This is a genomic window from Ruegeria marina (assembly GCF_900101475.1).
Classification (GTDB): Bacteria; Pseudomonadota; Alphaproteobacteria; order Rhodobacterales; family Rhodobacteraceae; genus Ruegeria_B; species Ruegeria_B marina.
Genome location: NZ_FMZV01000002.1, coordinates 435,365 through 459,329, shown reverse-complemented (window position 1 = coordinate 459,329; position 23,965 = coordinate 435,365). Strand labels below are relative to the sequence as shown.

The 23,965-nt window shown below is 62.0% G+C and carries 24 protein-coding genes; 12 read left to right on the top strand and 12 right to left on the bottom strand.

The features are described from left to right. Nucleotides 1–153: 153 nt before the first annotated feature. From BLT75_RS04610 to BLT75_RS04600, 3 genes are all read left to right on the top strand, one after another. Entirely contained in the window at nucleotides 154–828 is a 675-nt protein-coding gene (locus tag BLT75_RS04610) for a class I SAM-dependent methyltransferase (RefSeq protein WP_176827842.1), read from the top strand. A gap of 239 nt (nucleotides 829–1,067) precedes the next feature. Then, on the top strand, nucleotides 1,068–1,487 hold the full coding sequence (locus BLT75_RS04605; protein ID WP_093028124.1) for a nuclear transport factor 2 family protein: 420 nt from the start codon (nucleotides 1,068–1,070) through the stop codon (nucleotides 1,485–1,487). Between the two features lie 384 nt (nucleotides 1,488–1,871). After that, nucleotides 1,872–2,105: a hypothetical protein gene (locus tag BLT75_RS04600; RefSeq protein WP_093028122.1), complete on the top strand. Its 234-nt coding sequence runs from the start codon at nucleotides 1,872–1,874 to the stop codon at nucleotides 2,103–2,105. A 178-nt stretch (nucleotides 2,106–2,283) separates the two neighbouring features. Here BLT75_RS04600 and BLT75_RS04595 read toward each other — a convergent pair whose 3' ends face one another. Beyond that, nucleotides 2,284–2,760 (bottom strand): MarR family winged helix-turn-helix transcriptional regulator, encoded by a 477-nt coding sequence (locus BLT75_RS04595; protein WP_093028120.1) that lies wholly within the window; start codon nucleotides 2,758–2,760, stop codon nucleotides 2,284–2,286. A gap of 226 nt (nucleotides 2,761–2,986) precedes the next feature. On the opposite strand from BLT75_RS04595, the gene ectA reads away from it, so the two are divergent. The 4 genes from ectA (at nucleotide 2,987) to BLT75_RS04575 (ending at nucleotide 6,741) form a co-directional block, all read left to right on the top strand. Then, entirely contained in the window at nucleotides 2,987–3,517 is a 531-nt protein-coding gene (gene ectA, locus BLT75_RS04590; RefSeq protein WP_093028118.1) for a diaminobutyrate acetyltransferase, read from the top strand. Nucleotides 3,518–3,581: 64 nt separating this feature from the next. Continuing rightward, nucleotides 3,582–4,871 carry a diaminobutyrate--2-oxoglutarate transaminase gene (ectB, locus tag BLT75_RS04585; protein ID WP_093028115.1) on the top strand — a complete coding sequence of 430 codons (1,290 nt, stop codon included), beginning with the start codon at nucleotides 3,582–3,584 and terminating at the stop codon, nucleotides 4,869–4,871. A 4-nt stretch (nucleotides 4,872–4,875) separates the two neighbouring features. Then, on the top strand, nucleotides 4,876–5,268 hold the full coding sequence (locus BLT75_RS04580; RefSeq protein ID WP_093028113.1) for an ectoine synthase: 393 nt from the start codon (nucleotides 4,876–4,878) through the stop codon (nucleotides 5,266–5,268). Nucleotides 5,269–5,304: 36 nt separating this feature from the next. Then, the gene (locus BLT75_RS04575) at nucleotides 5,305–6,741 is read left to right on the top strand and encodes an aspartate kinase (RefSeq protein WP_093028111.1); all 1,437 of its coding nucleotides are present in this window, start codon (nucleotides 5,305–5,307) and stop codon (nucleotides 6,739–6,741) included. 283 nt (nucleotides 6,742–7,024) lie between these two features. Here BLT75_RS04575 and rpiB read toward each other — a convergent pair whose 3' ends face one another. Beyond that, nucleotides 7,025–7,474 carry a ribose 5-phosphate isomerase B gene (gene rpiB / locus BLT75_RS04570; RefSeq protein WP_093028109.1) on the bottom strand — a complete coding sequence of 150 codons (450 nt, stop codon included), beginning with the start codon at nucleotides 7,472–7,474 and terminating at the stop codon, nucleotides 7,025–7,027. A 252-nt stretch (nucleotides 7,475–7,726) separates the two neighbouring features. On the opposite strand from rpiB, the gene BLT75_RS24025 reads away from it, so the two are divergent. Further along, nucleotides 7,727–8,257 (top strand): hypothetical protein, encoded by a 531-nt coding sequence (locus BLT75_RS24025; RefSeq protein ID WP_143028516.1) that lies wholly within the window; start codon nucleotides 7,727–7,729, stop codon nucleotides 8,255–8,257. On the opposite strand, the gene BLT75_RS04565 is transcribed toward BLT75_RS24025, so the two are convergent. The 8 genes from BLT75_RS04565 to sucC form a co-directional block, all read right to left on the bottom strand. Further along, nucleotides 8,159–9,349, bottom strand: a complete 1,191-nt coding sequence (locus tag BLT75_RS04565) for an adenylate/guanylate cyclase domain-containing protein (protein ID WP_093028107.1) — start codon at nucleotides 9,347–9,349, stop codon at nucleotides 8,159–8,161. The two genes, BLT75_RS24025 and BLT75_RS04565, sit on opposite strands and share 99 nt — an antisense overlap. A 137-nt stretch (nucleotides 9,350–9,486) precedes the next feature. After that, nucleotides 9,487–10,875, bottom strand: coding sequence for a dihydrolipoyl dehydrogenase (gene lpdA, locus BLT75_RS04560; RefSeq protein WP_093028105.1), 1,389 nt, complete (start codon nucleotides 10,873–10,875; stop codon nucleotides 9,487–9,489). Nucleotides 10,876–10,946: 71 nt separating this feature from the next. After that, complete coding sequence (locus tag BLT75_RS04555; protein ID WP_093028103.1) at nucleotides 10,947–11,216, bottom strand: hypothetical protein; 270 nt, start codon at nucleotides 11,214–11,216, stop codon at nucleotides 10,947–10,949. Nucleotides 11,217–11,399: 183 nt separating this feature from the next. Beyond that, entirely contained in the window at nucleotides 11,400–12,908 is a 1,509-nt protein-coding gene (odhB, locus tag BLT75_RS04550; RefSeq protein ID WP_093028101.1) for a 2-oxoglutarate dehydrogenase complex dihydrolipoyllysine-residue succinyltransferase, read from the bottom strand. Nucleotides 12,909–12,911: 3 nt separating this feature from the next. Then, nucleotides 12,912–15,869, bottom strand: coding sequence for a 2-oxoglutarate dehydrogenase E1 component (locus tag BLT75_RS04545; protein WP_093028099.1), 2,958 nt, complete (start codon nucleotides 15,867–15,869; stop codon nucleotides 12,912–12,914). After that, on the bottom strand, nucleotides 15,866–16,414 hold the full coding sequence (locus tag BLT75_RS04540; RefSeq protein ID WP_093028097.1) for a DUF805 domain-containing protein: 549 nt from the start codon (nucleotides 16,412–16,414) through the stop codon (nucleotides 15,866–15,868). The genes BLT75_RS04545 and BLT75_RS04540 overlap by 4 nt, the downstream gene beginning before the upstream one ends. A 48-nt stretch (nucleotides 16,415–16,462) precedes the next feature. Next, nucleotides 16,463–17,347, bottom strand: coding sequence for a succinate--CoA ligase subunit alpha (gene sucD, locus BLT75_RS04535; protein ID WP_093028095.1), 885 nt, complete (start codon nucleotides 17,345–17,347; stop codon nucleotides 16,463–16,465). An 89-nt stretch (nucleotides 17,348–17,436) separates the two neighbouring features. Beyond that, nucleotides 17,437–18,630 carry an ADP-forming succinate--CoA ligase subunit beta gene (sucC, locus tag BLT75_RS04530; RefSeq protein WP_093028093.1) on the bottom strand — a complete coding sequence of 398 codons (1,194 nt, stop codon included), beginning with the start codon at nucleotides 18,628–18,630 and terminating at the stop codon, nucleotides 17,437–17,439. A gap of 320 nt (nucleotides 18,631–18,950) precedes the next feature. Between sucC and BLT75_RS04525 the strand changes: the two genes are divergently transcribed. Beyond that, a complete protein-coding gene (locus BLT75_RS04525) occupies nucleotides 18,951–20,036 on the top strand; it encodes a glycosyltransferase family 2 protein (protein ID WP_176827840.1) in 1,086 nt (361 codons plus the stop codon). A gap of 51 nt (nucleotides 20,037–20,087) precedes the next feature. Here the strand turns inward: BLT75_RS04525 and mdh are convergent, their stop codons facing one another. Next, the gene (mdh, locus tag BLT75_RS04520) at nucleotides 20,088–21,050 is read right to left on the bottom strand and encodes a malate dehydrogenase (protein WP_093028089.1); all 963 of its coding nucleotides are present in this window, start codon (nucleotides 21,048–21,050) and stop codon (nucleotides 20,088–20,090) included. 147 nt (nucleotides 21,051–21,197) lie between these two features. On the opposite strand from mdh, the gene BLT75_RS04515 reads away from it, so the two are divergent. Further along, complete coding sequence (locus tag BLT75_RS04515; protein ID WP_245706353.1) at nucleotides 21,198–21,968, top strand: sulfite exporter TauE/SafE family protein; 771 nt, start codon at nucleotides 21,198–21,200, stop codon at nucleotides 21,966–21,968. Between the two features lie 33 nt (nucleotides 21,969–22,001). On the opposite strand, the gene BLT75_RS04510 is transcribed toward BLT75_RS04515, so the two are convergent. Further along, nucleotides 22,002–22,322 (bottom strand): hypothetical protein, encoded by a 321-nt coding sequence (locus tag BLT75_RS04510; protein WP_093028087.1) that lies wholly within the window; start codon nucleotides 22,320–22,322, stop codon nucleotides 22,002–22,004. A 219-nt stretch (nucleotides 22,323–22,541) separates the two neighbouring features. Between BLT75_RS04510 and BLT75_RS04505 the strand changes: the two genes are divergently transcribed. Continuing rightward, entirely contained in the window at nucleotides 22,542–23,399 is an 858-nt protein-coding gene (locus tag BLT75_RS04505) for an HpcH/HpaI aldolase/citrate lyase family protein (protein WP_093028085.1), read from the top strand. A gap of 6 nt (nucleotides 23,400–23,405) precedes the next feature. Then, nucleotides 23,406–23,960: an NnrU family protein gene (locus BLT75_RS04500; protein ID WP_093028226.1), complete on the top strand. Its 555-nt coding sequence runs from the start codon at nucleotides 23,406–23,408 to the stop codon at nucleotides 23,958–23,960. The last annotated feature ends 5 nt before the right edge of the window (nucleotides 23,961–23,965 follow it).

Below are 23,965 nucleotides of genomic sequence, written 5' to 3'. Positions count from 1 at the left end.
GCGACCCGCTATGACCGATGCCCCGAGGTGTTCCTATCGGCCATCGCCCTCGCCGCGACCGTCATCTATTGGTTATGAATCCTGACCCTAGCAGACAAAATACCGCTTTCGTGCTATCGTATCAAAACCCAGATGCCACTCCAAAAGGCAATGATGTCCCATATCGAACACCTAAAATCTTTGTACCCGCTGCAAGGGGTTCACGTTGTCGATGTTGGGGCAGGTGACGGCATCTATTCACGCCAATTGCATGCTGTGGGCGCCAAGGTCACTGCAATCGAGATCGATCCCAGAAAAGTCGCTAAGGCGAGGGAGAACCTGCCGAGCAGCATCCAGGTCAAACTTGGCGCCGCTGAAAAACTACCGCTAAGCTCGGGCGCTGCTGACTTGGTCGGGATGTTTTTCTCGCTTCATCACGTGCCGTCCGACTTTCAATCTGCCACCTTTCGGGAAATTCGACGAGTTCTAAAGAGTTCCGGGCGCCTACATATTGTAGAGCCATACCCCTATGGAACCATGTTTGACGTCGTCCGGATGGTTGAAGACGAAACGCATGTCCGGACCAGATCGCACCAGTTGTTGAACGGGCTCGACCGTGATCGAGGTTTTGAGCTCGTGAACAAACGGGAATATGTCCTGACCCGCGAATATCCAACCTTTGAGGTCTTTCTGGAAAAGATAGTATTGCCAGATCCTGACCGAACCCGGGCGTATGATGCCGTTGCTGCCGAAATGGCTGCTACATACGAGCGTGTCGCGGAAACAGTCGATGGACGTGTGGTCTTACATCAACCCTGCGCTGCCTACCACTTTTCGGTCGCCGGATGATGGTCGGCGCAGCGGCCACCCTGTCCCGGTCGCGGTCGTTTCACCAACTGTTCGTCTATGCATTGCAGTGAACGACTGCTTTGAACGGTGATCGTCAAGCCTCCAGTAAACGGCCGAATGCAATTTGGGCGACCGGCTAGGCAATGCTATCCTTCTTGCGAAAGAAGCGCGATGTATTGTGACGAAAGATGACACCCCGGGGTTTTGAAGTTTGCATTTGAGATTTGGGAGGACAAGCGATGACCGACGAAAAGGAAATTCGAGCTCTGATCGGCAATCACTTTGAGCCGATGAAGTGGGGAGAGGACAGTTTGCCCGACTGGGATAAGTTTAGGGAGGACTTTCTGCCCGATGCAATCCTGTGCGGTGCGGCGCGACCAGTGCAGGTTCGAACACTCGAAGCCTTCATCGACAGGATGGAGAATGTAGCACGAAAAAACCTGCACAGCTTCGAGGAACATACGCGTGGCATGAAGATCATGCGCTTTGGGAACATCGCCGTGGTGCTGGCCATGTCCGAGCTGACAGAAAACGGGACTGAGAATAACTACGATATCAGCGGCTACCTTCTGGTGAAGTCCGAGGGTCGATGGTCCATCGCGGCTCATGCCTGGGATCAGGCGGGCCACGACAAACCGGTTCCGGAAGACCTACTTTGAACCTCAAGCGTCGATGAAAACAAACTGATGAGCTGCGAGAGAGGCCGGAAAGTCCGCATGTGAGACATCGAATGCAGTCCGGTGAAACGGGGTGCCGGAGAAGGCCTGGGTTTTGCCGGATGGGTCTTGCACAGAAACTGTGCCAAACTCACGTGTTTAGCCTGGATCAGTTCCTTGGTTTTCAGAATGAAGGACAAGGTATGAACCTCCGCCTAATCCCATTCCTTCGATTGGCTCTGGCTCCCGCGGTGCTAGCCCAGCAATCGACAGAATTTCCTACGAACCAAAAGTGCATCATCCAAATGACCAGCTCACAATTTGCGAGCGGTTTTTTGGGAGAATACTTGGTGCCGCCATTGCTTATAAGCATTTGAAAAGAAGGGGATGGTATATGCCTACGACTCCGAAGCGGATTTCGCCGCGATGATCGAAACAGGCGCGGATGTCGGCAAATGGTATGAGGCGGATGACGCGGCAGACGTTGCCAAAGTCTGGTTATACAAGCGTTTCGTCACGGTCGGCCTTACACCTGCGGAAATCGATATAGAACCGCACGGAAAACTCACGCCCAGTTTCTCGAGAACCAGCGCCGTCTTCCGCTCGCTGTCCACCCTTTGATGCTCTCGTCCATCGTCATACTCATTGCTATTTTCCTCCTTAAAGCATGAGCAGATTTTTGCTGGGTCGATACAGGTGCTGCGCGCGTCGGCCACGACAAGGCTGTGACAACTTGCGTGGTGACAATGGCGCACAGACCGGCGGTATGGCGGTTGACAGGAACCTCGATGGACCGCCCTCAAGAGGGCTCCCGGATTTCACCCGTGTCCAGAACCGGGGCTGCGTCCAATTCTTCGGCATCCAGCATTGCCGCCACGCGTTCCAGCGCTGCGATCAGGGCCGCCTGTTCCCAATCCTCCAACGCCTCGAACTTGCGTACGAAACGCTGTTGAAGGGGGTCGGGCGCGTCCTCGATCGCCTGCTTGCCCTCTTCGGTGGTCAGGATAATCGTCTGACGGCGATCGGTTTGTGACCGCTCTCGCACAACCATTCCGTGACGGACGAGCTTGTCGACCAGCGATGTCACCGTTGCCTGGGTGATCCGCATCTGCCGGGCGATCTGCGTAGCGGTGCAATGGTCATTTTCGGCAACGATCTGCAACACGCGGAACTGTGCGGCCGACAGCCCGACGGACTGCGCCAGTTCGCGGCCGAACAGGTCCGTGGCCCGCAGGATGCGGCGCAGGGCGATCAGGCTGGCATCGATACGGTCCATGGCGGGATGCTGGCAGAACCGCCCCGGAGAATCAATCAGGAGAACGCAGTATCCACGAGTCAAAGAACTTAGTTTTTCAATGCAATTTGCCCGCGATAGCGGCTCGCATGGCGTGGTCTGGTGGTCTATTTTTGACGAAATGTCGCGATTTTCCGGTTCGTCTTGAAAATTTCACAACCGAATGATACTTAGCCTATCAAATCAAAATGGAGGCACCACAAAGCAGATGCGACATGCTCTAGAGTTCTTTCGGAAATCCACCCCGACGCTGCGGCAGCCCGTGGCCGAGGATGGCGCGCGTATCTGGGAACTCGTGCGCGCCTGCAAGCCGCTCGACGAGAACTCGATGTACTGCAACCTGATCCAGTGCGATCATTTCCGCGACACCTGTGTGGTGGCCGAACTGGATGGTGAAATTGTCGGCTGGGTCTCGGCCTATGTGCTGCCTTACGACCCGGAAACGCTGTTTGTCTGGCAGGTCGCCGTGTCGGAAAAGGCCCGTGGCACCGGGTTGGGTTCTCTTATGCTGAACGGGCTTCTCCACCGTGAAGCCTGTGCCAGCGTGAAGCGTGTGCAAACCACGATCACAGCCGATAACGAGGCGTCGTGGGCCTTGTTCCGCAAATTCGCGAAAACCATGCTGACGCAGCTGGACGTGCAACCCTATTTTACCCAGGCGCTGCATTTCCGCGATCGTCAAAGCACGGAACACATGGTCACGATTGACCTGGAAGAGCGCGCGCGCAAGGCAGCCTGACCACGGTCGAGACGCTTTGTACCGCCTTCCCATACTGAATCTTCCGATCCCAAAAGGACATCTTATGTTGACTGACACGTCAGCCGAAATTTCTGTATTCAAACGTCGTGAATCCGAGGCGCGCAGCTATTGCCGTGGCCTGGACACGGTTTTCACCCACGCTCAAGGCTCTGAAATGACAGACGAAAATGGGCGCACCTATATCGATTTTCTCGCCGGGTGCTCTTCGCTCAATTATGGTCATAACGACCCTGACATGAAGGCCGCACTGATCGAGCATATCGCGGGCGATGGCCTTGCCCACGGGCTCGACCTGCACACCGACGCCAAGGCCGGATTCCTGGCCGCGTTCGAGAGGCATATCCTGAACCCGCGCAACATGGACCACAAGGTCATGTTCACCGGCCCGACCGGAGCCAATGCCGTCGAAGCGGCGATGAAACTGGCACGGAAAGTCACCGGCCGAACCAATATCGTCGCCTTCACCAACGGGTTTCATGGCGTGACCATGGGCGCACTGGCCGCTACCGGCAACGGCTATCATCGCGGCGGTGCCGGCACCACGCTGAACGGCGTGACGCGCATGCCCTACGAAGGGTACTTGAGCGGCGATTGCGACACGGCCGGGTTGCTCGAAGCGATGCTGGCGGACAAATCCAGCGGAATGGACGCGCCCGCCGCGATCCTGCTGGAAACCGTACAAGGCGAAGGTGGCCTGAACGCGGCCAGCGCGGACTGGGTCCGCCGCGTGGCGGATCTGGCCCGGGAACACGGCGCACTGCTTATCGTCGACGACATTCAGGCCGGCTGCGGCAGAACCGGGACGTTCTTTTCGTTCGAAGAGATGGGCTTCACCCCGGACATCGTGACCATGGCCAAATCGGTCTCGGGCTTTGGCCTGCCGATGGCGCTGATGCTGGTGCGACCCGAATACGATATATTTGGTCCGGCCGAGCATAACGGCACCTTCCGCGGCAATACCCATGCCTTCGTCACCGCCCGCGTCGCGATCGAGAAATTCTGGAGCGACGATCAGTTCGAGCAGGATATCGCAGCCAAGGCCCGCCTGCTGACCGCCGTCCTGGGCGAAATGGCCGAGCAGGTGCCGGGATCCGAAATCAAGGGCCGCGGCATGATGCAGGGGCTCGATGTGAAATCGGGCGAGCTGGCCGCCGATATCTGCGCCCGCGCCTACCGCAAGGGCCTGATCATCGAGACCTCGGGCAACGAGGACCAGGTGGTCAAGGTGCTGGCCCCGCTGACAACCCCCGATGCGCTGTTCCGCAAGGGCCTGACCCTGCTGGTCGAGGCCACAGGGGACGCAACCGACAACACCCAGATCGCCGCGGAGTGACCCCATGATCGTCAGAGACTTCAACAAGATCATCCAGAGCGAACGCGACCGGGTCGTGACCGATGCGCAATGGTCGTCGGTGCGGATGTTGCTGGCCGAGGACGGGATGGGGTTTTCCTTTCACATCACCTTTCTCGACGCCGGATCCGAGCACACTTTCGAATACAAGAACCATTTCGAGAGCGTCTATTGCATGCAGGGCACCGGCTCGATCACCGATCTGGCCACGGGCGAGACGCATCAGATCAAGCCTGGTGTAATGTACGCGCTGAATGAACATGACCGGCATACGCTGCGCGCAGAGGAAGAACTGGTGATGGCCTGCGTCTTCAACCCGCCCGTCACTGGCAAGGAAATACACCAGGAAGACGGCTCCTACGCGCTTCTCACCGATTGAAAAGGCTCCCGGTCCAGTCCGGGGGAACTGAGGAACATGACCTTTCCCGAACATACTGTCGAGAAGATCGGCGGCACGTCGATGTGCCGTTTGACCGAGCTTTCGGAAACCCTGATCATCGGGGACCGGGCAGGCGAAGAACTCTATCACCGCATCTTCGTCGTATCGGCCTTCGGTGGCATTACCAACCTGCTGCTAGAGCACAAGAAAACCGGCGAACCGGGCGTGTATGCGTTGTTTGCCAATGACGATAACGATCATTCCTGCCTGGGCGCACTTGACCGCGTCGCCAAGGCGATGGGCAAGGCCCATGACGCCGTGCTGGACGAAGCGGCAGACCGGTCGCTGGCCGAGGATTTCGTACGCGAACGGATCGAGGGCGCGCGCAGCGTTCTGTTCGACTTGCGGCGGTTGTGTTCCTACGGGCATTTCCGTCTCGCCTCCCACATGCAGGTGGTGCGTGAACTTCTCTCGGGCCTGGGCGAAGCGCATTCTGCCTTTGTCACGACGCTTCTGTTGCAGCGCAAAGGGGTGAATGCGCGTTTCGTCGACCTTTCGGGCTGGCGCGACGAAAGCGACTGCAACCTGAAGGAACGCATCGCAAGAGGACTCGAGGGAATCGACCTCAGCCGCGAGATGCCCATTGTCACCGGCTATGCCCAATGCCGCGAAGGGCTGATGCAGGAATATGATCGCGGCTATTCCGAGGTTACCTTTTCTTCGATCGCCGCCTTCACCGGTGCGAAAGAGGCGATCATTCACAAGGAATTCCACCTCTCCTCTGCCGATCCCAAACTGGTGGGCGAAGCCTCGGTGCGCAAGCTGGGCCATACCAATTACGACGTTGCCGACCAGCTGTCGAACATGGGGATGGAGGCGATCCACCCCAACGCGGCCAAGACGCTCAGGCAGGCGGACATCGCCTTGCGCGTGACCAATGCGTTTGATCCGGGCGACCCGGGTACGCTGATCGACGACACCCCGGCGCAGAACCCGGCCGTCGAGATCGTCACCGGCCTTGATGTTGTGGCGCTGGAGCTGTTCGAACAGGATATGGTCGGTGTCAAAGGCTATGACGCCACCGCGCTCGAGGCGCTCCGGCGGCACAATGTGCGCATCGTATCCAAAACCACGAATGCCAACACGATCACTCATTACGTCGATGCTCAGCTGAAATCGGTCCGCCGCGTGGTCGCCGAGCTTGAAAGAGCCTATCCGTCGGCCGACATCGGCGTGCGCAGCTTGGCCATCGTTTCGGCCATCGGCCGTGACCTCAGCGGGTTGCGCGCCTTCAGCCGCGGGCTCGGCGCCCTTGAAGATGCCGAGGTCGAAGTCATCGCGGCGCACCAGGCGCCACGCAACGTGGATATCCAGTTCGCCGTGGCGCGTGACGATGCGGACCGCGCGACTGCCGTGCTGCACCGCGCCCTCGTGGCAGCGCCGCTACGTGAGGTCGCCGAAAAAGCGGCCTGAAGGGCCCTGTATGGTCAGGCTTTTCTGATGAGCCCGGTCGCCCTGATCCAAGGCCATAGTGAGAAGGCGACATCGCGTGCGTTGGCGCATTCGGGCAAGGCGTCGTAATTGGCGGATCGGGCATGAAGCGCTCGCCTGACAACAGCCATCCGATGTTTGGTGTCCAATGCGCGGACGCAGCAGTCGTCTTCGACCCCCAAAGGCACGCCTGACTCGCATCGCGCCATTGTCATGTGCGATCTGGCGTCGAACCAATCCGGGTATCAGCGGGTCTGAAGGGCAGTCAGTGTTCGAGCGATCGGATCAGTTCGACCCGTTCGGCATGCCGGCCGCCTTCGAACTCGGCGGACAGAAATGCATCGACAATGTCGAGAGCTAGCCCTTCGCCAACCACTCGGGCGCCGATGGACAGCATGTTGGCATCGTTGTGCTGTCGGATCATGCGGGCGGAGAAACTATCGGAACAGACGCCGCAACGAATTCCCTTTATCTTGTTCGCCGCCATCATGATCCCCTGGCCGGTACCGCAAAGTATGATCCCCAATGCGCAGTCTCCGGAAGCCACGCGCCGCGCGGCGGCCTCGCCATGTTTGGGGTAGTGGGTGCTTTCCGGCGTGGTGGGGCCGATATCGACCACGTCCCATCCCAGTTTCGCGACATGTTCGGCAATCGACTGGCGAAGCTCGATGGCGGCATGGTCGCTGGAAAGGACAATACGGGTGTTTTTCGTCATGGGTAGCATTCCGACATTCGTGCCAACTCCCGACCTCGGCCAGGGACTTCCGTTTCAGGTTGCAGAGTTCATAACACATCGGTCGGCGAAGAGAAGCGGCCGAAATGCTGAGAAACCGGAGGCGGCATGCGCATGCGCTGGTGCATCATCCATCATTGGGGGAGGAGTACATCTGAAGAGTGACATGGGGGCTGACACGGTTTGGAAACAAGTCCACGGAAGGAGGCAGGCGAAAAGCACCTGATCGGGAAAATGGCCGAAACCGTGGTCCGGCAGGAAAATCGTGACGGTCGGGAAGGGGGCGCCGCCCCCTCTTGGCCTGCGGCCAATTCACCCCCGGAGTATTTCCGACCAGAAAGAAGCGCAAAAGTTTTTCACATGCCGGAGGGCCAGGCGGTTTCGGATCACGGCGAGCGCGGCGGCAAAAGCATTCTTGCTCATCATGGTCTGATACCGCGTCATTCGCGGTTTCCTTCACGAGCGCGTTTGCGAGGGTGGCAGTTTTGGCATGATAACCGTGACGGCAAGTCGCGCGGGTTCTCCGGCGGAGTTCATGCGCTCATATTGAACCGCGAGGTCAGAACCATTTGGGGAGCGATCGAGGGTTCGGCCGCCGCACGGGACAATGCCGCGCAGAAGGCCGGGGAAGCCGAAACCGGGGATCGCGGCCAGCCCGGTCTTCCGTCAATCCAGGATGAAGAATTCAACCGGCATTTCGAAGCCGTTGATTTCGCAAGTGAATGGCACGCCAGCGAGGCCGATGGCGATATCCTTGAACCGTGAAGAGCACAGTGTCCTGGCGTCACGTGACGATGCCTCGTGCAGCATGCGGGCGCAGAGGTTCACCGCCGGGCCGATCGCGGTAAAATCGAGCCGGTTTCGGCTGCCGACATTGCCGAAGAACACATCGCCCATGTGAAGAGCCGCGCGAAAGGCGATCGGAGGCTTGTCGGCCTGGTCGGCGAGCGCCTGCCGGGCCTCGGTGATGGCAGTCATCGCGCTTTGGGCAGCGGCCTCTTGCGCGGTCAGGTCGTCGGGCGTGGGAAAGATGACCAGCACGCCGTCGCCGAGGAATTTCAGGATTTCCCCGTTGTTGCGGGTCACGGCCGCGTCGATCACGTCGAAGAAGCGGTTCAGCACCTGCAGGACATCGGTCGAGTCGATGCGGTTCGACAGAGAGGTGAAGCCCTTGATGTCGGCAAACAGGATGGCGGCGGATATGGTCTCGCCGTCGCCGCGGACGATCTGGCCGCTCAATACCTTGCGGCTGGTGGCCTCGCCGACATAGGTGGCCAGCGTGATCTGCTTGTCGAACCTTTCGGTAAAGAACTCCTTCATCCGGGCCAGCGGTGCCTGGACCCGGCGCAGGGCGGTAATGTCCTCCTCGCCGAACCCTTCGGCGGACTGGGTGGCGAATTCGATGCAGCCCGAGACCGTGCCATCGAAGTTGATGAGCGGTAGCACGAGGATGTCGGTATAGCCCGAGGCCCGGAACGCGGTGGCATAGGCGGTATCGGTTTCGGGATCCTGGGGCGCGAGCTGAATGCGCATGGAACGCCCGGTCGCGATGGTGCGCGAGATCGGGGTTGCAGCGAAATCGCTGGTTTCGAAATAGGCGTGGCGGAAAGTGACACGGCGCACGCCGTTCCGCCCGGTCCAGCGGATCTGGATGCCACGGATATCGGGGTGGATGAACAGGCCGCTGATGATCATCGCGTCAAGCGGCAGTCCGGCGGCGCGCAGGCGGGCGGCGCATTCCTGGACTACCGCCTCTATGGGTTTGGGTGGTTGCGCACCGGCCATGAGCCAGCTTGCGACGGCGGCGAGTCTGAGCGGATCGACCATGGCCCCCTTTCCCTGCAGTGGTGTGATCATCCGGTTCGGATCAGGTCATCATGCCCGAGAGTCGCAAAAAAACAAAACCGGCCATGCCGGGCGGGGCATTTGGCCGGGTTCGGTTTTTCCGCAAGGGGTTTGCGGGGCGACGGTGGGCGCCGCCCCGCGTGCGAGGGTCACGAATGGATCGGCCCGTCGCCACAGGCAAGCGCGGCCTCGCGCACGGCCTCGGAATAGGTCGGGTGGGCGTGGCAGGTCAGCGCCAGATCCTCGGCCGAGGCGCCGAATTCCATGGCGACGCAGATCTCGTGGATCAGTTCGCCCGCCGCCGGGCCGATGATATGGGCGCCGAGTATGCGGTCTGTCTCCTTGTCGGCGAGGATCTTGACGAAGCCGTCGCCGGCGAAATTGGCCTTGGCGCGGCCATTGCCCATGAACATGAACTTGCCGACCTTGTAGGCGCGGCCCTCGGTCTTGAGGCTTTCCTCGGTGGCGCCGACATTGGCGACCTCGGGCGTGGTGTAGATCACGCCGGGGATGACGCCGTAGTTGACATGGCCGTGCTTGCCCGCGACCTGTTCGGCGGCGGCCATGCCCTCGTCCTCGGCCTTGTGGGCCAGCATCGGGCCTTCGATCACGTCGCCGATGGCGTAGATGCCGGGCACGTTGGTCTGCCAGTCGGCGCCGACCTTGATCTGGCCACGCTGGGTCATCTCGATGCCCAGCTTGTCGAGACCCAGACCGGCGGTATAGGGTTTCCGGCCGGTTGCGACCAGCACGGTGTCGGCCTCGATCTCGTGCTCGGTGTCCTTTTTCGTCAGCTTGTAGGTGACCTTGGCCTTGCCCTTTGAAACTTCGGTCTTTTGCACTGCGGCGCCCATGACGAAGTTCAGACCCTGCTTTTTCAGGATGCGCTGGAAGGTCTTTTGCACTTCGCCGTCCATGCCGGGGGTGATCACGTCGAGGAATTCGACCACCGTCACCTCGGCACCGAGGCGGGCATAGACCGAGCCCAGTTCCAGCCCGATCACGCCGGCGCCGATCACGACCATGGATTTCGGGATCTTGCCCAGTTCCAGCGCGCCGGTCGAGGTTACGACGGTTTTCTCATCCACCTCGACACCGGGCAGCGAGGCGGGTTCGGAGCCTGAGGCGATGATGATGTTCCTGGCCTCGTGGGTGTCCTCACCCACCTGCACCTTGCCGGCGGCAGGGATGGTAGCCCAGCCCTTGATCCAGTCGATCTTGTTCTTCTTGAATAGGAATTCGATGCCCTTGGTGTTGCCGTCGATGACATCCTGCTTGTAGGCCAGCATCTGTTTCCAGTCGACTTTCGGCGTGGCGACCTTGAGGCCCATCTTCTCGAAATTGTGCTGTGCCTCGTGCAGCGAATGCGAAGCGTGCAGAAGCGCCTTGGACGGGATACAGCCCACGTTCAGGCAGGTGCCGCCCAGCGTTTCACGGCCTTCGACAACGGCGGTTTTCAACCCAAGTTGGGCGCAGCGGATGGCGCAGACATAGCCGCCCGGGCCGGCGCCGATTACGATAACGTCATAACTAGCCATTTTATCTCTCCTTCGTGTGCGCCGGGCGGGCTGTTGCGGCCCGGTGCCTGAAATGTCGTGTTGCCGCCGGATCAGACCGGTGTCAGCAGTTTCACCGTGATATGGGCGATGCCGCCGCGTTCGTGATGCATGGCCAGTTCCTCGCTGTCGAAGAAGGCCTTTGCCGAGACGAGGTTGGTGATTTCGAACAGGGCCACCGCGTGATCGGCGCGATCAGGGTCGCGCCAGACGTGCAGGTCACGGATGCCTGCCGCCTTGCGCATCGGGCGATCCTCGCGGAACACCTTGAGCCAGGAGTCGAAATCGGCCACGTCGGCCTGCCAGAGGGCGTGTGTTGCCATGGGTCAGTGTCCTTTTGATCCGGCATGTAAGGTAGCGGGCCGCCTGTGCGTGGCCCGGAGCGCGGCAAATCTGGATATCAATCCGGCAATCATCTGACCTGTTCTACCCGACTTTGCTTGCCTGTGCGACCTTGGGTGGTTCCGGCCTCGGACCGGAAATGGTGCGAGGCCGGTTGTCTTGGATCACAGATCCATCAGCAGGCGGCGGGGATCCTCGAGCGCCTCTTTCACGCGGACCAGGAAGGTCACGGCGCCCTTGCCGTCGACGATGCGGTGATCGTAGCTGAGCGCCAGGTACATCATCGGGCGGATCTTGATCTCGCCGTTGATGACCATCGGGCGGTCCTGGATCTTGTGCATGCCGAGGATGCCCGACTGCGGGGGGTTCAGGATCGGCGAGGACATCAGCGAGCCATAGACGCCGCCGTTGGAGATCGTGAAGGTGCCGCCCTGCATCTCGGCCATCGACAGCTTGCCTTCGCGGGCGCGCTTGCCCTTTTCGGCGATGGCCTTTTCGATCTCGGCAAAGGACATCTGGTCGGCGTCGCGGATGACCGGCACCACCAGCCCCTGCGGCGTGCCGGCGGCGACGCCCATGTGCACGTAGTTCTTGTAGACGATGTCCTGGCCGTCGATCTCGGCGTTGACTTCGGGCACTTCTTTCAGCGCGTGGCAGCAGGCCTTGGTGAAGAAGGACATGAAGCCCATGCGTACGCCGTGCTTCTTCTCGAACGCGTCCTTGTAGGTGTTGCGCAGCGCCATCACCTCGGTCATGTCCACCTCGTTAAAGGTGGTCAGGATCGCGGCGGTGTTCTGGGCGTCCTTCAGGCGCCGGGCGATGGTCTGGCGCAGGCGGGTCATGCGGACGCGTTCCTCGCGCGCGGCATCCTCGGCCAGGGTGGGGGCGCGGGGCGCGGCAGCGGGTGCCGGAGCGGCGGGTGCGGCAGGCGCGGCGGCAGCGGCCGCTACGGCAGCGGCGACATCATGTTTCATGATGCGACCATCTCGGCCGGTGCCCGAGACCTGCGCGGCACTCAGGCCAGCTTCGGCCATCGCCTTTTCAGCCGAGGGTGCGTTGGCCACGTCCTTGCCGGTGGCGACGGCGGGGGTGACGGCAGCGGCGGGCGCGGCAGGCGCGCGCGAAGTGCCCGAGCCGCTGCCCGAGATCACGGCCAGTTTCGCGGCGGCGTTCACCGTAGCGCCTTCGGCGGCGAGGATTTCGGCCAGAACGCCCGAGGCAGGTGCTGGGACCTCGACCGAGACCTTGTCGGTTTCGAGCTCGCACAGCATCTCGTCCTGCGCGACGGTGTCGCCCACCTTCTTGAACCAGGTGGAAACGGTGGCTTCGGTCACAGATTCTCCCAGGGTAGGCACCATCACGTCGACCGAACCGCCAGATTCGGCCGGGGCTGCTGCTGCGGCGGGTGCTGCGGCGGGGGCGGCAGCGGCCCCTTCGCCGGCGGTGATGGTCGCCAGAAGGGCGTTGACGCCGACGGTCTCGCCTTCCTTGGCGACGATTTCACCCATCACGCCGGCGGCGGGGGCGGGGACCTCGACGGTCACCTTGTCTGTTTCCAGCTCGCAGAGCATCTCGTCCACGGCCACGGCGTCGCCGGGTTTCTTGAACCAGGTGGCCACGGTGGCTTCGGTCACGGATTCGCCCAGCGTTGGGACACGAACTTCGATCGTCATCGGTTACTTTCCTTCGATGCTCAGCGCTTCGTTCACGAGCGCCTCTTGTTGGGCTTTGTGTTGGCTGGCCAGACCGGTGGCCGGCGAGGCCGAGGTGGCGCGGCCCACATAGGTCGGGCGCGAGTGCTTAGCGCCGATGCGGGTCAGCACCCATTCGATATTGGGTTCGATGAAGGACCAGGCGCCCTGGTTCTTGGGCTCTTCCTGGCACCAGACCATCTCGGCTCCCTTGAACCGCTCGAGCTCGGCAATCAGCGAATGCGCGGGGAAGGGATAGTATTGCTCGATCCGCAGCAGGTAGACGTCGTCGATGCCGCGCGCGTCGCGTTCCTCGAGCAGGTCGTAATAGACCTTGCCCGAGCACATGACCACGCGCTTGATCTTGTCGTCGGCGACCAGCTTGGTGTCCGAGTTGCCCTTTTCCGCGTCATCCCACAGCACCCGGTGGAAGCTGGAGCCGGTGGTGAAATCCTCGGCCGTGCTGATCGCCAGCTTGTGCCGCAGGAGCGACTTGGGCGTGAACAGGATCAGCGGCTTGCGGAATGTGCGGTGAATCTGCCGGCGCAGGATGTGGAAATAGTTGGCCGGCGTCGTGCAATTGGCCACGATCCAGTTGTCCTGGCCGCACATCTGCAGGAAGCGTTCCAGGCGGGCCGAGCTGTGTTCGGGACCCTGGCCCTCGAACCCGTGGGGCAGAAGCACCACGAGGCCGGACATCCGCAGCCATTTGCTTTCGCCCGAGCTGATGAACTGGTCGAACATGATCTGCGCGCCGTTGGCGAAATCGCCGAACTGCGCCTCCCAGAGGGTCAGGGCGTTAGGTTCGGCAAGGCTGTAGCCATATTCGAAGCCCAGCACCGCGTATTCGCTGAGCATCGAGTCGATGACTTCGTAATGAGCCTGACCCTTGCGGATGTTGTTGAGCGGATAATACCGCTCTTCGGTTTCCTGGTTGATCAGGCCGGAATGGCGCTGCGAGAAGGTGCCGCGGGTGGCGTCCTGACCGGCGAGACGGACCGGGTAGCCTTCGGTCAGGAGCGAGCCATAGGCAAGCGCCTCACCCGTGGCCCAGTCAAAGCCCTTGCCACTGTCGAACATCGCCTTCTTGGTCTCAAGCAGGCGTTCAACCGTCTTGTGCATGGCGAAGCCTTCAGGCGCGCGGGTCAGGGCGGTGCCGACTTCGGCCAGGGTTTCGGGCGTGATGGCGGTCTCGCCGCGCACGTATTCTTCCTTGTTGCGGTCGAGATGCGACCAGCGGCCATCCAGCCAGTCGGCCTTGTTGGGCTTGTAGTCCTTGCCGGCCTCGAACTCTTCGTTCAGATGCGCCTGGAAGGCGGCCTTCATATCCTCGATCTCGCCCTCGGGGATCAGCCCGTCGCGGACCAGTCGCTCGGTATAGAGGCTGAGCGTGGTCTTGTGGGTCTTGATCCGCTTGTACATGATCGGGTTGGTGAACATGGGCTCGTCGCCCTCGTTATGTCCGAAGCGGCGATAGCAGAAGATGTCGATCACCACGTCCTTGCAGAACTTCTGGCGGAATTCGGTGGCCACCTTGGCGGCGTGCACCACCGCCTCGGGGTCGTCGCCGTTGACGTGGAAGATCGGCGCCTCGACCATCAGCGCGATATCGGTGGGATAGGGCGAGGTACGGCTGAAATGCGGCGCCGTGGTAAAGCCGATCTGGTTGTTGACGATGATATGCATGGTGCCGCCGGTGCGGTGGCCGCGGATACCGGAAAGCTGGAAGCATTCCGCCACAACGCCCTGGCCGGCAAAGGCCGCGTCGCCGTGCAGCAGAACCGGCATGACTGAAGTACGATCCTTGTCACCGAACTGGTCCTGCTTGGCGCGGGCCTTGCCCAGAACCACCGGGTTCACCGCCTCGAGATGCGAGGGGTTGGCTGTGAGGCTGAGGTGGACGCGGTTGCCGTCGAACTCGCGGTCCGAGGAGGCACCGAGGTGGTATTTCACGTCGCCGGACCCGTCGACATCCTCGGGCTTGAAGCTGCCGCCCTGGAACTCGTTGAAGATGGCGCGATAGGGCTTGCCCATCACGTTGGCGAGGATGTTCAAACGTCCGCGGTGGGGCATGCCGATGACGACTTCCTTGACCCCCAGCGCGCCGCCGCGCTTGATGATCTGCTCCATCGCGGGGATCAGCGCCTCGCCGCCGTCAAGGCCGAAGCGCTTGGTTCCCATGTATTTGACATGCAGGAACTTCTCGAAACCCTCAGCCTCGACCATCTTGTTCAGGATCGCCTTGCGGCCCTCGCGGGTGAAGGAGATCTCCTTGCCGTAGCCTTCGATCCGTTCCTTCAGCCAGGCGGCCTGTTCCGGGTCCGAGATGTGCATGTATTGCAGCGCGAAGGTGCCGCAATAGGTGCGTTTTACGATGTCGAGGATCTGGCGCATCGAGGCATGGGTCAGGCCCAGCACGTTGTCGATGAAGATCGGCCGGTCCATGTCGGAATCGGCAAAGCCGTAGGTGCGCGGGTCAAGCTCGGGGTGGGGGGTGTTGGCGCGCATGCCCAAGGGGTCGAGATCGGCCACCAGGTGGCCCCGGATGCGGTAGGCGCGGATGATCATCAGCGCGCGGATCGAATCCAGCACGGCGCGCTTGACCTGCTCTTCGCTGATTTCGACGCCTGCGGCGGCGGCTTTTTCCTTGATCTTCTTGCCGGCGGCCTTGCCGTCGATCTCGGACCATTGCCCGGTCAGGGCGCTGGTCAGATCGTCGGCGGGCATCGGCGGCCAGTCGGCGCGCGCCCAGCTGGGGCCGTCGGCCTCTTTCTTCACATCGGTTTCCGCGTCGCCCATGGCGCGGAAGAATTCGGCCCAGGCGGCATCCACCGACGCGGGATCGTTGGCGTATCGGGCGTAGAGCTGTTCAAGGTATTCCGCATTGTGCCCCTGCATGAAGCTGGAGGCGTGAAACATGGAGTTGGGCGAGTGTTCGGTCATTGTGTTACCTCATAAGGGTTGGGACCGTATTGATTGGTGCCCGGCTGGCTGGGCCGGGTCAGCCACCACAGCACCAGGAGCGGCGAGACGAGCAGGACGACAAGCGTCGGGATCAGCAGGAGCAGCGTGGCGCGGGTGAAGAGGATGTCGAGCGAGCCGCCGGCGGCGAAACCGGAGGCGATGCCGATGCCGAAGACCAGTACCAGCACCGCTCCGAGCATCAGCAGGAAGGGCAGGAGGGCATAAAGCCCGCTGCGCCCGGTGTCATGCATCCGGCGGAAGGCCACGGCGAAGTGCGGCAGGAATACGGCAAGCGAGAACAGCGCGGCGATGGGGCCGGTGTTTTCGATACTCGCGCTGGCGCCGGTGTCCGAGGTTTCGACCGTGGTCGTCACCGAGTCGAACAGTGCTGCATCAAGCATGGTTGCCACGACATTGCCCAGCAGGATGAACAGGAAAAAATACCAGTACTCCGGGCGAGAGGCCCGCCCGGAGAAGGTGAAGTATTTCGAGAAACACGTTCCTATGGACCCGCCGAACGTCATGTGTCCTCCCGATTTGCGTGCCGCCCCGCCGGGACGCGGGGCGGCGGGTTACTTGCCGATCGCGGCCAGCACGGCCTCGCCCAGGGTGGCCGGGCTGTCGGCCACGACGATCCCGGCCGAGCGCATGGCTTCGATCTTGTCCTCGGCGCCGCCCTTGCCGCCGGCGACGATGGCGCCCGCGTGGCCCATGCGGCGGCCCGGAGGGGCGGTGCGGCCCGCGATGAAGCCCGCGACCGGCTTCTTGCGGCCCTTTTTGGCCTCATCCTTCAGGAACTGGGCGGCCTCTTCCTCGGCGCTGCCGCCGATTTCGCCGATCATGATGATGCTTTCGGTTTCATCGTCGGCCAGGAACCATTCCAGCACGTCGATATGCTCGGTTCCCTTGATCGGGTCGCCGCCGATGCCCACGGCGGTGGATTGGCCCAGGCCGATGTCCGAGGTCTGTTTCACCGCCTCATAGGTCAGCGTGCCCGAGCGCGACACGACGCCGACGCTGCCGCGCTTGTGGATGTGGCCGGGCATGATGCCGATCTTGCAGGCGCCGGGGGTGATCACGCCGGGGCAGTTGGGGCCGATCAGGCGCGAGGACGAACCTTCGAGCGCGCGCTTGACCTTCATCATGTCGAGCACCGGGATGCCCTCGGTGATGCAGACGATCAGCTCCATCTTGGCGTCGATCGCCTCGAGGATCGAGTCGGCGGCAAAGGGCGGCGGCACGTAGATGACGGTGGCGTTCGCCTCGGTCATCGCCTTGGCCTCGTGCACCGAGTTGAAGACGGGCAGGTTCAGGTGGGTCTGACCGCCCTTGCCGGGTGTGACCCCGCCAACCATCTTGGTGCCATAGGCGATGGCCTGTTCCGAGTGAAAGGTCCCCTGCGAGCCGGTGAAGCCCTGGCAGATGACCTTGGTATTTTCGTCGATGAGGACTGCCATCTTGGCGTTCTCCTTTGAAATCTGTCGTAGGGTGGGCATTGTTGCCCACCATTCATTGGGGGATGGTGGGCGGGCCGCCCACCCTACGTTCAGCCCTTGACCGCTTTCACGATCTTCTCGGCACCATCCGACAGGTTGTCGGCGGCAATGACGTTCAGGCCGGAGGTGTTGATGATCTCCTTGCCCTTTTCGACATTGGTGCCTTCGAGACGGACGACCAGCGGAACCTGAAGGCCCACTTCCTTGACCGCGGCGACCACACCCTCGGCGATCACGTCACAGCGCATGATGCCGCCGAAGATGTTGACCAGGATGCCTTTGACGTTGGGGTCCGAGGTGATGATCTTGAATGCCTCGGTCACCTTCTCCTTGGTGGCGCCGCCGCCGACGTCGAGGAAGTTGGCGGGCTCGGCACCGTAGAGCTTGATGATGTCCATGGTGGCCATTGCAAGGCCTGCGCCGTTGACCATGCAGCCGATCTCGCCATCCAGCGCGATGTAGTTGAGATCGTACTTGGAGGCTTCGAGTTCCTTGGGATCTTCCTCGGTGGTGTCGCGCAGTTCGGCGATGTCCGAGTGGCGGTAGATCGCGTTGCCGTCAAAGCCCAGCTTGGCGTCGAGCACCTTGAGGTCGCCCTTGTCGGTGACGATCAGCGGGTTGATTTCCAGCATCTCCATGTCCTTCTCGACGAAGGCACGGTAGAGCAGGCCCATCAGCGACACGCATTGTTTCACCTGCGCGCCTTGCAGGCCCAGGGCAAATGCGATGCGGCGGCCATGGTAGGGCATGTAGCCGGTCACCGGGTCGACCGCGAAGGACAGGATCTTTTCGGGGGTGCTGGCGGCGACTTCCTCGATATCCATGCCGCCCTCGGTCGAGCAGACGAAGGAGATGCGGCTGGTCTGACGGTCAACCAGCAGCGCGAGGTACAGTTCGGTCTCGATGCCCGAGCCGGCCTCGATATAGATGCGGTTCACCTGCTTGCCGGCGGGGCCGGTCTGGTGGGTGACGAGCGTGCGGCCGAGCATCTTTTTGGCCTCCTCGGCGGCCTCTTCGACCGATTTGGTCAGACGGACGCCGCCCTTTTCGCCGGCATCGGCTTCCTTGAACTTGCCCTTGCCGCGGCCGCCGGCGTGGATCTGCGCCTTGACGACCCAGAGCGGCCCGTCAAGTTCGCCGGCCGCGGTCTTGGCGTCCTCGGCCCTGAGAACCACGCGGCCATCGGACACCGGAGCGCCGTAGCTGCGCAGAAGTGCCTTGGCCTGATATTCATGGATATTCATTGAATCTGTCCCGTCTGACTGCGATTGACGTGCATATAGGGTGGTCTAACACCGATCCTTAAAGGGTTTTTTTATGGCTTGGGGGTTTTTCAGGGAGATTTTCGGTTTATGTGATCACACGCTGAAAAAGTGTGATCACATATGCGAAATCCGTTGTGCATTCTTGATTCGCGACCGAAGAAAGCATGGGGGCGACTTCGCTTCGGACTTTTGCGCTAACGGTGTCGGGCTCCTTTGAGCCGCAGTCGCGGTTGATCTGGTACGGGGCTGGGGCTAGCCTGTCGAACAAGCGTGAAAGGCGTGAGGGCAGCGGGGCAGCCATGTATTTTCGGGACGCTGTATCAGAGGGGGCGACCTGGGCGGTTGTGGCCACCTGCCGGGAACCTTCGGTGCTGACACTCTGTTTCGTGACCCACCATCTGGCGCTGGGGGCCGCTTACGTCGAGCTGTATCTCGACGCGCCGGAACCCGCTCAGGAGGCGGCGCTGGCGCGGATCCCGGGGTGCCGGGTGACAGTCTGCGACGAGGAGTACTGGCAGGAAACATTGGGCGGTACGCGCCCGCCAGCCAACGAGAAACGACAGTTGCGCAATGCGGCGCGTGCCTATGCGCGGGCCGAGACGGATTGGCTTGTGCATCTCGACGCGGACGAGTTCATCGAGGCGGACCTGCCGCTGGCAAGCATTCTGGACGCCTTGCCGGACCGGATCGATTTCCTGCACCTGCCGAACCTCGAGCGGGTGTTTGATGCCACGCGACCTCAGGAGGAGTTGTTCGACGGTTACATGCGGGCGCCGCTGGCGCGTGGTTGGCCTGGCCAGACGGATCTTCTGGATCCGGACGTGTGCGCCATGCTGCATCGGGGTGTCGTTGCGCATTCGCAGGGGAAATCGGCGGTGCGCACGGGGCGTGGTTGTTTGATGGGCATTCACTCGCCGCGCGCAGCGGCGGGCCTAGAGCGGCTGCTGCTCTGGCCCGCAACGACGGCGCGGGTGCTGCATTACGATGGCCTGACCGGATTCCACTGGATCATGAAGCTGTTGCGCGGCTGGTCCGACCGTGGTGGCGGTGCCGCGGCCCACGGCGGTCTGGCCCCGGCACGGCAGGCCCAGATCGGCTATGTGGACGAGAACCGCGGCGATATGTTCGCGCTGTTGGAGTTGCACCAGAAGCTCAAGGCTCTGGTGCCGGCAGACCTGCATCGACTGGAAACACTGGGCTTGTTGCGTCGGCCGTCTGTCGATCCGGGCGCGGCCCTGCGCGCGATGGGGCAAGCGGGGGAGTTGTCGGTGCGGGCCTTCGACGATGCCCTGTCATTCGACATACCGGACCTGGATCGCCACCGTACCCGCTGGCGGCGGCTCTACCGGATGCATTTCGAGGGCGAAAAACGCATATCGGCATGAAAAAGGCCGGTCCCATGACAGGACCGGCCCGGTATCTGATTCGGGTGCCGATCAGGCCAGAGAGCCGTCGATACCCTTGCAGGCCTCGACCAGGCCTTTGACCGCGTTCACCGAATTGTCGAACATGTCCTGCTCTTCCTTGGTCAGCGACACGTCAATGATACGCTCGATGCCGCCTGCGCCGATCACGGTGGGCACGCCGACATACATGCCCTTGACGCCCAGTTCGCCGTCGCACCAGGCAGCGCAGGGCAGAACGCGCTTCTGGTCCTTCAGATAGGCTTCGGCCATTTCGATGGCGCTGGTGGCCGGGGCGTAATAGGCCGAGCCGGTTTTCAGCAGGCCGACGATCTCGGCGCCGCCGTCACGGGTACGTTGTACGATGGCGTCGAGTTTCTGCTGGCTCGTCCAGCCCATCTTGACCAGGTCGGGCAGCGGAATGCCGGCAACGGTCGAATAGCGCACCGACGGCACCATGGTGTCGCCATGGCCGCCCAGAACGAAGGCGGTGACGTCCTTCATCGACACGTTGAACTCTTCGGCCAGGAAGTGGCGGAAGCGGGCCGAGTCGAGCACGCCTGCCATGCCGCAGACCTTGTTGTGGGGCAGGCCCGAGAATTCACGCAGCGCCCAGACCATCGCGTCGAGCGGATTGGTGATGCAGATGACGAACGCGTCGGGCGCGTTGTCGCGGATGCCTTCGCCGACCGATTTCATGACCTTGAGGTTGATGCCCAGCAGGTCGTCGCGGCTCATGCCCGGCTTGCGCGGCACACCGGCGGTGACGATGCAGACATCGGCGCCCGCGATATCGGCATAGGACTGGGTGCCCTTCAGCTTGGCGTCGAACCCTTCGGAGGGGCCGGATTCGGCGATGTCGAGCGCCTTGCCCTCGGGCGTGCCTTCGGCGATGTCGAAGAGGACGACATCGCCCAGTTCCTTCAGCGCGACGAGGTGGGCGAGCGTGCCGCCGATCTGACCTGCGCCGATGAGCGCGATCTTGGGTCTGGCCATTTGGAGTATCTCCGGTCCGGTTTAAAATCGACGTTGTGCTAGAGCGTAATGCGGCATCGCGCAAGGGTTCTGCGACGCGGCATCACGGCGCATTATCACTGTCCGGATGGGTCTGGTTGCGCTAAAGCTGTTTCCGGACCGAGGGTTATGGGGAAACAGGACGTGCCGGAACTGGATATCGGCTTTTTCGCGGTGACCATTCCGGCGGTGATTTTCGCCGGAATATCAAAGGGTGGCTTTGGGTCTGGAGTTGCTTTTGCCTCGGCTTCGATTCTGGCGATCTATCTCGATCCGGGGCTGGCGTTGGCATTGATGTTGCCGCTGCTGATGGTGATCGATCTCGCCACGCTCAGGCCCTATTGGCGGCGCTGGAGCTGGCCTGACGCCAGGTTGCTGATCCTGGGCGGGTTGCCGGGCGTGACGCTGGGCGCGTGGCTTTACCATGCGACCGATGCCGACCTGCTGCGGCTTCTGATCGGTGGGATTTCGATCGCGTTCGTCGTCTGGCAGGTGGCGCGGGGGCGCGGTTGGGTGCGGGAGTTCTCCCGCCGTCTGCCTGCCGCGGCCGGGCTGGCGGCCGGGATCGTGGCAGGGTTCACCAGTTTCGTGAGCCATGCGGGCGGGCCGCCGGCCGCCGTCTATCTGTTGTCGCAGAGGTTGGGAAAGACCGAATTCCAGGCAACCACGGTGATCACCTTCTGGGCGATCAATATCGCCAAGTTTGTACCCTATGCCTGGTTGGGAATGTTCACGCTGGACACAGGCTGGGCAAGTCTTTTGCTGACGCCGTTTGCGTTGCTCGGGGCCTGGCTGGGGGTCCGGGCGCATTACATGGTGTCCGAGCGGCTGTTCTTTGCGCTGGCGCATGTGATGCTGACAGTCACCGGGGGCAAGCTGATCTGGGATGCGTTGACCTGAGCGAATGGGCGGGGGCGGCTGGCCCCCGCCGGTTCAGGCGTCGTTGCTTGTGGCGGGCAGAGCCTCGGCCAGGGCCTCGTATGCCTCGCCCGAGGCCACTAGGCAGGTCATGCCGTTGGGCAGTGTCACGACGATGGTCCAGGTGCGGGTCTCGTCAGAGGCGAAAACCTCCATCACCGATCCTTGCTGCACCAGGCCGATGCCGCGGCGGGCCTCGCCGTATTTCTCGGTCAGGTGTTTCAGGACCACGTCGCGCGGAGCACAGTTCCGTGGTTGGGCCTGCGCGTTCGCCTGCTGGGCCGCAAGAGCCATCACGCCAAGGCCCATCGTCATCTTGAACATGGTCTTCATCATGGGTCTTCCCCTTTTCCCTGGGGTCGCCCGGCAGGGTTCGTCCCGCCCGGCACCCCGATCCAGTGGGAAAAGCCTGTCGAAAACCTGCTGCAAACCGGTTAATCGGGCGTTCGGCGGCCTGTAACGAAACGCTTATGCTGCAATGCGGCGATTTTTGTCTTGAACATTCCGGTAAAAAATGCCCCTCTCCGCGCAACAATATTGCTTTGGGAGAGACTCATGGATCCGCGTCAGCGCCCTTACCGTTCCGTCCTGTATATCCCCGGCTCAAAGGAGCGGGCGCTGGACAAGGCGCGCAGCCTGCCGGTGGATGCGATAATCTTCGATCTGGAGGACGCGGTTGCCGCGGACGAGAAGGAAAATGCCCGCGAGACCCTGAAGGCGGCGCTGGCCGAGGGCGGATATGGTCAGAAGATGCGGATCGTTCGGATCAATGGCTTGGATACCCCCTGGGGCCGGGCCGATGCCGAGGCCGTGCGCGAGATGGATGCCGATGTGGTGCTGCTGCCCAAGGTAGGAAGTGCCGCCGACGTCGATGCACTGGCTGCAATCACCGGCGACCTGCCGATCTGGGCGATGATGGAAACTCCGCGCGGGATGCTGAACGCCGCCCAGATCGCGGCGCATCCGCTGCTGACCGGGTTCGTGATGGGCACCAACGACCTGGCCAAGGAGTTGCAGACCCGCTATCGCGGCGACCGCCTGCCGATGATGACGTCGCTGGGCCTGTGCCTGCTGGCCGCCAAGGCCGAGGGGCTGATCGCCATCGACGGTGTCTACAACGCCTTCAAGGATGACGAGGGTCTGGCCGTCGAATGCGCCCAGGGCCGCGACATGGGGTTCGATGGCAAGACGCTGATCCATCCCGCGCAGGTGGATATCGCCAATGCGGCCTTTGCACCGTCGGAGGCGGAAATCGACCTGGCCCGCCGGCAGATCGCCGCCTTTGCCGAGGTCGAGGCCAGCGGGCAGGGGGTTGCTGTGGTGGATGGCAAGATCGTGGAAAACCTGCACGTTGCCACCGCCCGTGAAATTCTGGCAAAAGCAGAGGCGATACTGGCTTTGCAAGCGGGATAAATGTTCATGGGCTTCGTTCTTCTGATCCTCGGTGTGGCGCTCTGGTGGGCTGCACATCTGTTCAAGCGGGTCCGCCCCGCGCAACGCGCGGCGATGGGAGCCCGTGGCAAGGGGATGGTGGCGCTGGCGCTGCTGGTCTCGATCGTACTGATGGTGATCGGGTTCCGGATGACGCCTTATGTGCATGTCTGGGCGCCGCCTGCCTATATGACCCATGCCAACAACCTGCTGATGCTGGTGGCGATCTGGATGATGAGTCCGGCCGGTACCAAGGGCAAGCTGTTGCACAAGATGCGGCATCCGCAACTGGCCGGGTTCCGGGCTTGGGCGGCGGCGCATCTGCTGGTCAATGGCGACCTCGCCTCGATCATCCTGTTCGGCGGCCTGTTCATCTGGGGCATCATCGAAGTCGCCGTCATCAATGCGGCCGAACCTGACTGGACTCCGGGTCCGGAGGGAACGCTGGCCAAGGATGGCATGTTCCTTGTCGCGTCCATCGTTCTGCTGGCCGTGATCGGCTATATCCACGGACTGGTGGGCCCATCGGCCTTCCCGATGTAAGGAAA

Coding starts and splice junctions, on each gene's coding strand:
- ectB (WP_093028115.1), top strand. CDS start 3,582: ATGTTGACTGACACGTCAGCCGAAATTTCTGTATTCAAACGTCGTGAA.
- rpiB (WP_093028109.1), bottom strand. CDS start 7,474: ATGACGAAAAACACCCGTATTGTCCTTTCCAGCGACCATGCCGCCATC.
- BLT75_RS04500 (WP_093028226.1), top strand. CDS start 23,406: ATGGGCTTCGTTCTTCTGATCCTCGGTGTGGCGCTCTGGTGGGCTGCA.
- mdh (WP_093028089.1), bottom strand. CDS start 21,050: ATGGCCAGACCCAAGATCGCGCTCATCGGCGCAGGTCAGATCGGCGGC.
- ectA (WP_093028118.1), top strand. CDS start 2,987: ATGCGACATGCTCTAGAGTTCTTTCGGAAATCCACCCCGACGCTGCGG.
- BLT75_RS04605 (WP_093028124.1), top strand. CDS start 1,068: ATGACCGACGAAAAGGAAATTCGAGCTCTGATCGGCAATCACTTTGAG.
- BLT75_RS04600 (WP_093028122.1), top strand. CDS start 1,872: ATGGTATATGCCTACGACTCCGAAGCGGATTTCGCCGCGATGATCGAA.
- BLT75_RS24025 (WP_143028516.1), top strand. CDS start 7,727: ATGGCCGAAACCGTGGTCCGGCAGGAAAATCGTGACGGTCGGGAAGGG.
- BLT75_RS04540 (WP_093028097.1), bottom strand. CDS start 16,414: ATGACGTTCGGCGGGTCCATAGGAACGTGTTTCTCGAAATACTTCACC.
- BLT75_RS04610 (WP_176827842.1), top strand. CDS start 154: ATGTCCCATATCGAACACCTAAAATCTTTGTACCCGCTGCAAGGGGTT.
- BLT75_RS04555 (WP_093028103.1), bottom strand. CDS start 11,216: ATGGCAACACACGCCCTCTGGCAGGCCGACGTGGCCGATTTCGACTCC.
- sucD (WP_093028095.1), bottom strand. CDS start 17,347: ATGGCAGTCCTCATCGACGAAAATACCAAGGTCATCTGCCAGGGCTTC.
- BLT75_RS04505 (WP_093028085.1), top strand. CDS start 22,542: ATGGATCCGCGTCAGCGCCCTTACCGTTCCGTCCTGTATATCCCCGGC.
- BLT75_RS04525 (WP_176827840.1), top strand. CDS start 18,951: ATGTATTTTCGGGACGCTGTATCAGAGGGGGCGACCTGGGCGGTTGTG.
- BLT75_RS04515 (WP_245706353.1), top strand. CDS start 21,198: ATGGGGAAACAGGACGTGCCGGAACTGGATATCGGCTTTTTCGCGGTG.
- BLT75_RS04510 (WP_093028087.1), bottom strand. CDS start 22,322: ATGATGAAGACCATGTTCAAGATGACGATGGGCCTTGGCGTGATGGCT.
- BLT75_RS04545 (WP_093028099.1), bottom strand. CDS start 15,869: ATGACCGAACACTCGCCCAACTCCATGTTTCACGCCTCCAGCTTCATG.
- odhB (WP_093028101.1), bottom strand. CDS start 12,908: ATGACGATCGAAGTTCGTGTCCCAACGCTGGGCGAATCCGTGACCGAA.
- BLT75_RS04565 (WP_093028107.1), bottom strand. CDS start 9,349: ATGATCACACCACTGCAGGGAAAGGGGGCCATGGTCGATCCGCTCAGA.
- BLT75_RS04575 (WP_093028111.1), top strand. CDS start 5,305: ATGACCTTTCCCGAACATACTGTCGAGAAGATCGGCGGCACGTCGATG.
- lpdA (WP_093028105.1), bottom strand. CDS start 10,875: ATGGCTAGTTATGACGTTATCGTAATCGGCGCCGGCCCGGGCGGCTAT.
- BLT75_RS04580 (WP_093028113.1), top strand. CDS start 4,876: ATGATCGTCAGAGACTTCAACAAGATCATCCAGAGCGAACGCGACCGG.
- sucC (WP_093028093.1), bottom strand. CDS start 18,630: ATGAATATCCATGAATATCAGGCCAAGGCACTTCTGCGCAGCTACGGC.
- BLT75_RS04595 (WP_093028120.1), bottom strand. CDS start 2,760: ATGGACCGTATCGATGCCAGCCTGATCGCCCTGCGCCGCATCCTGCGG.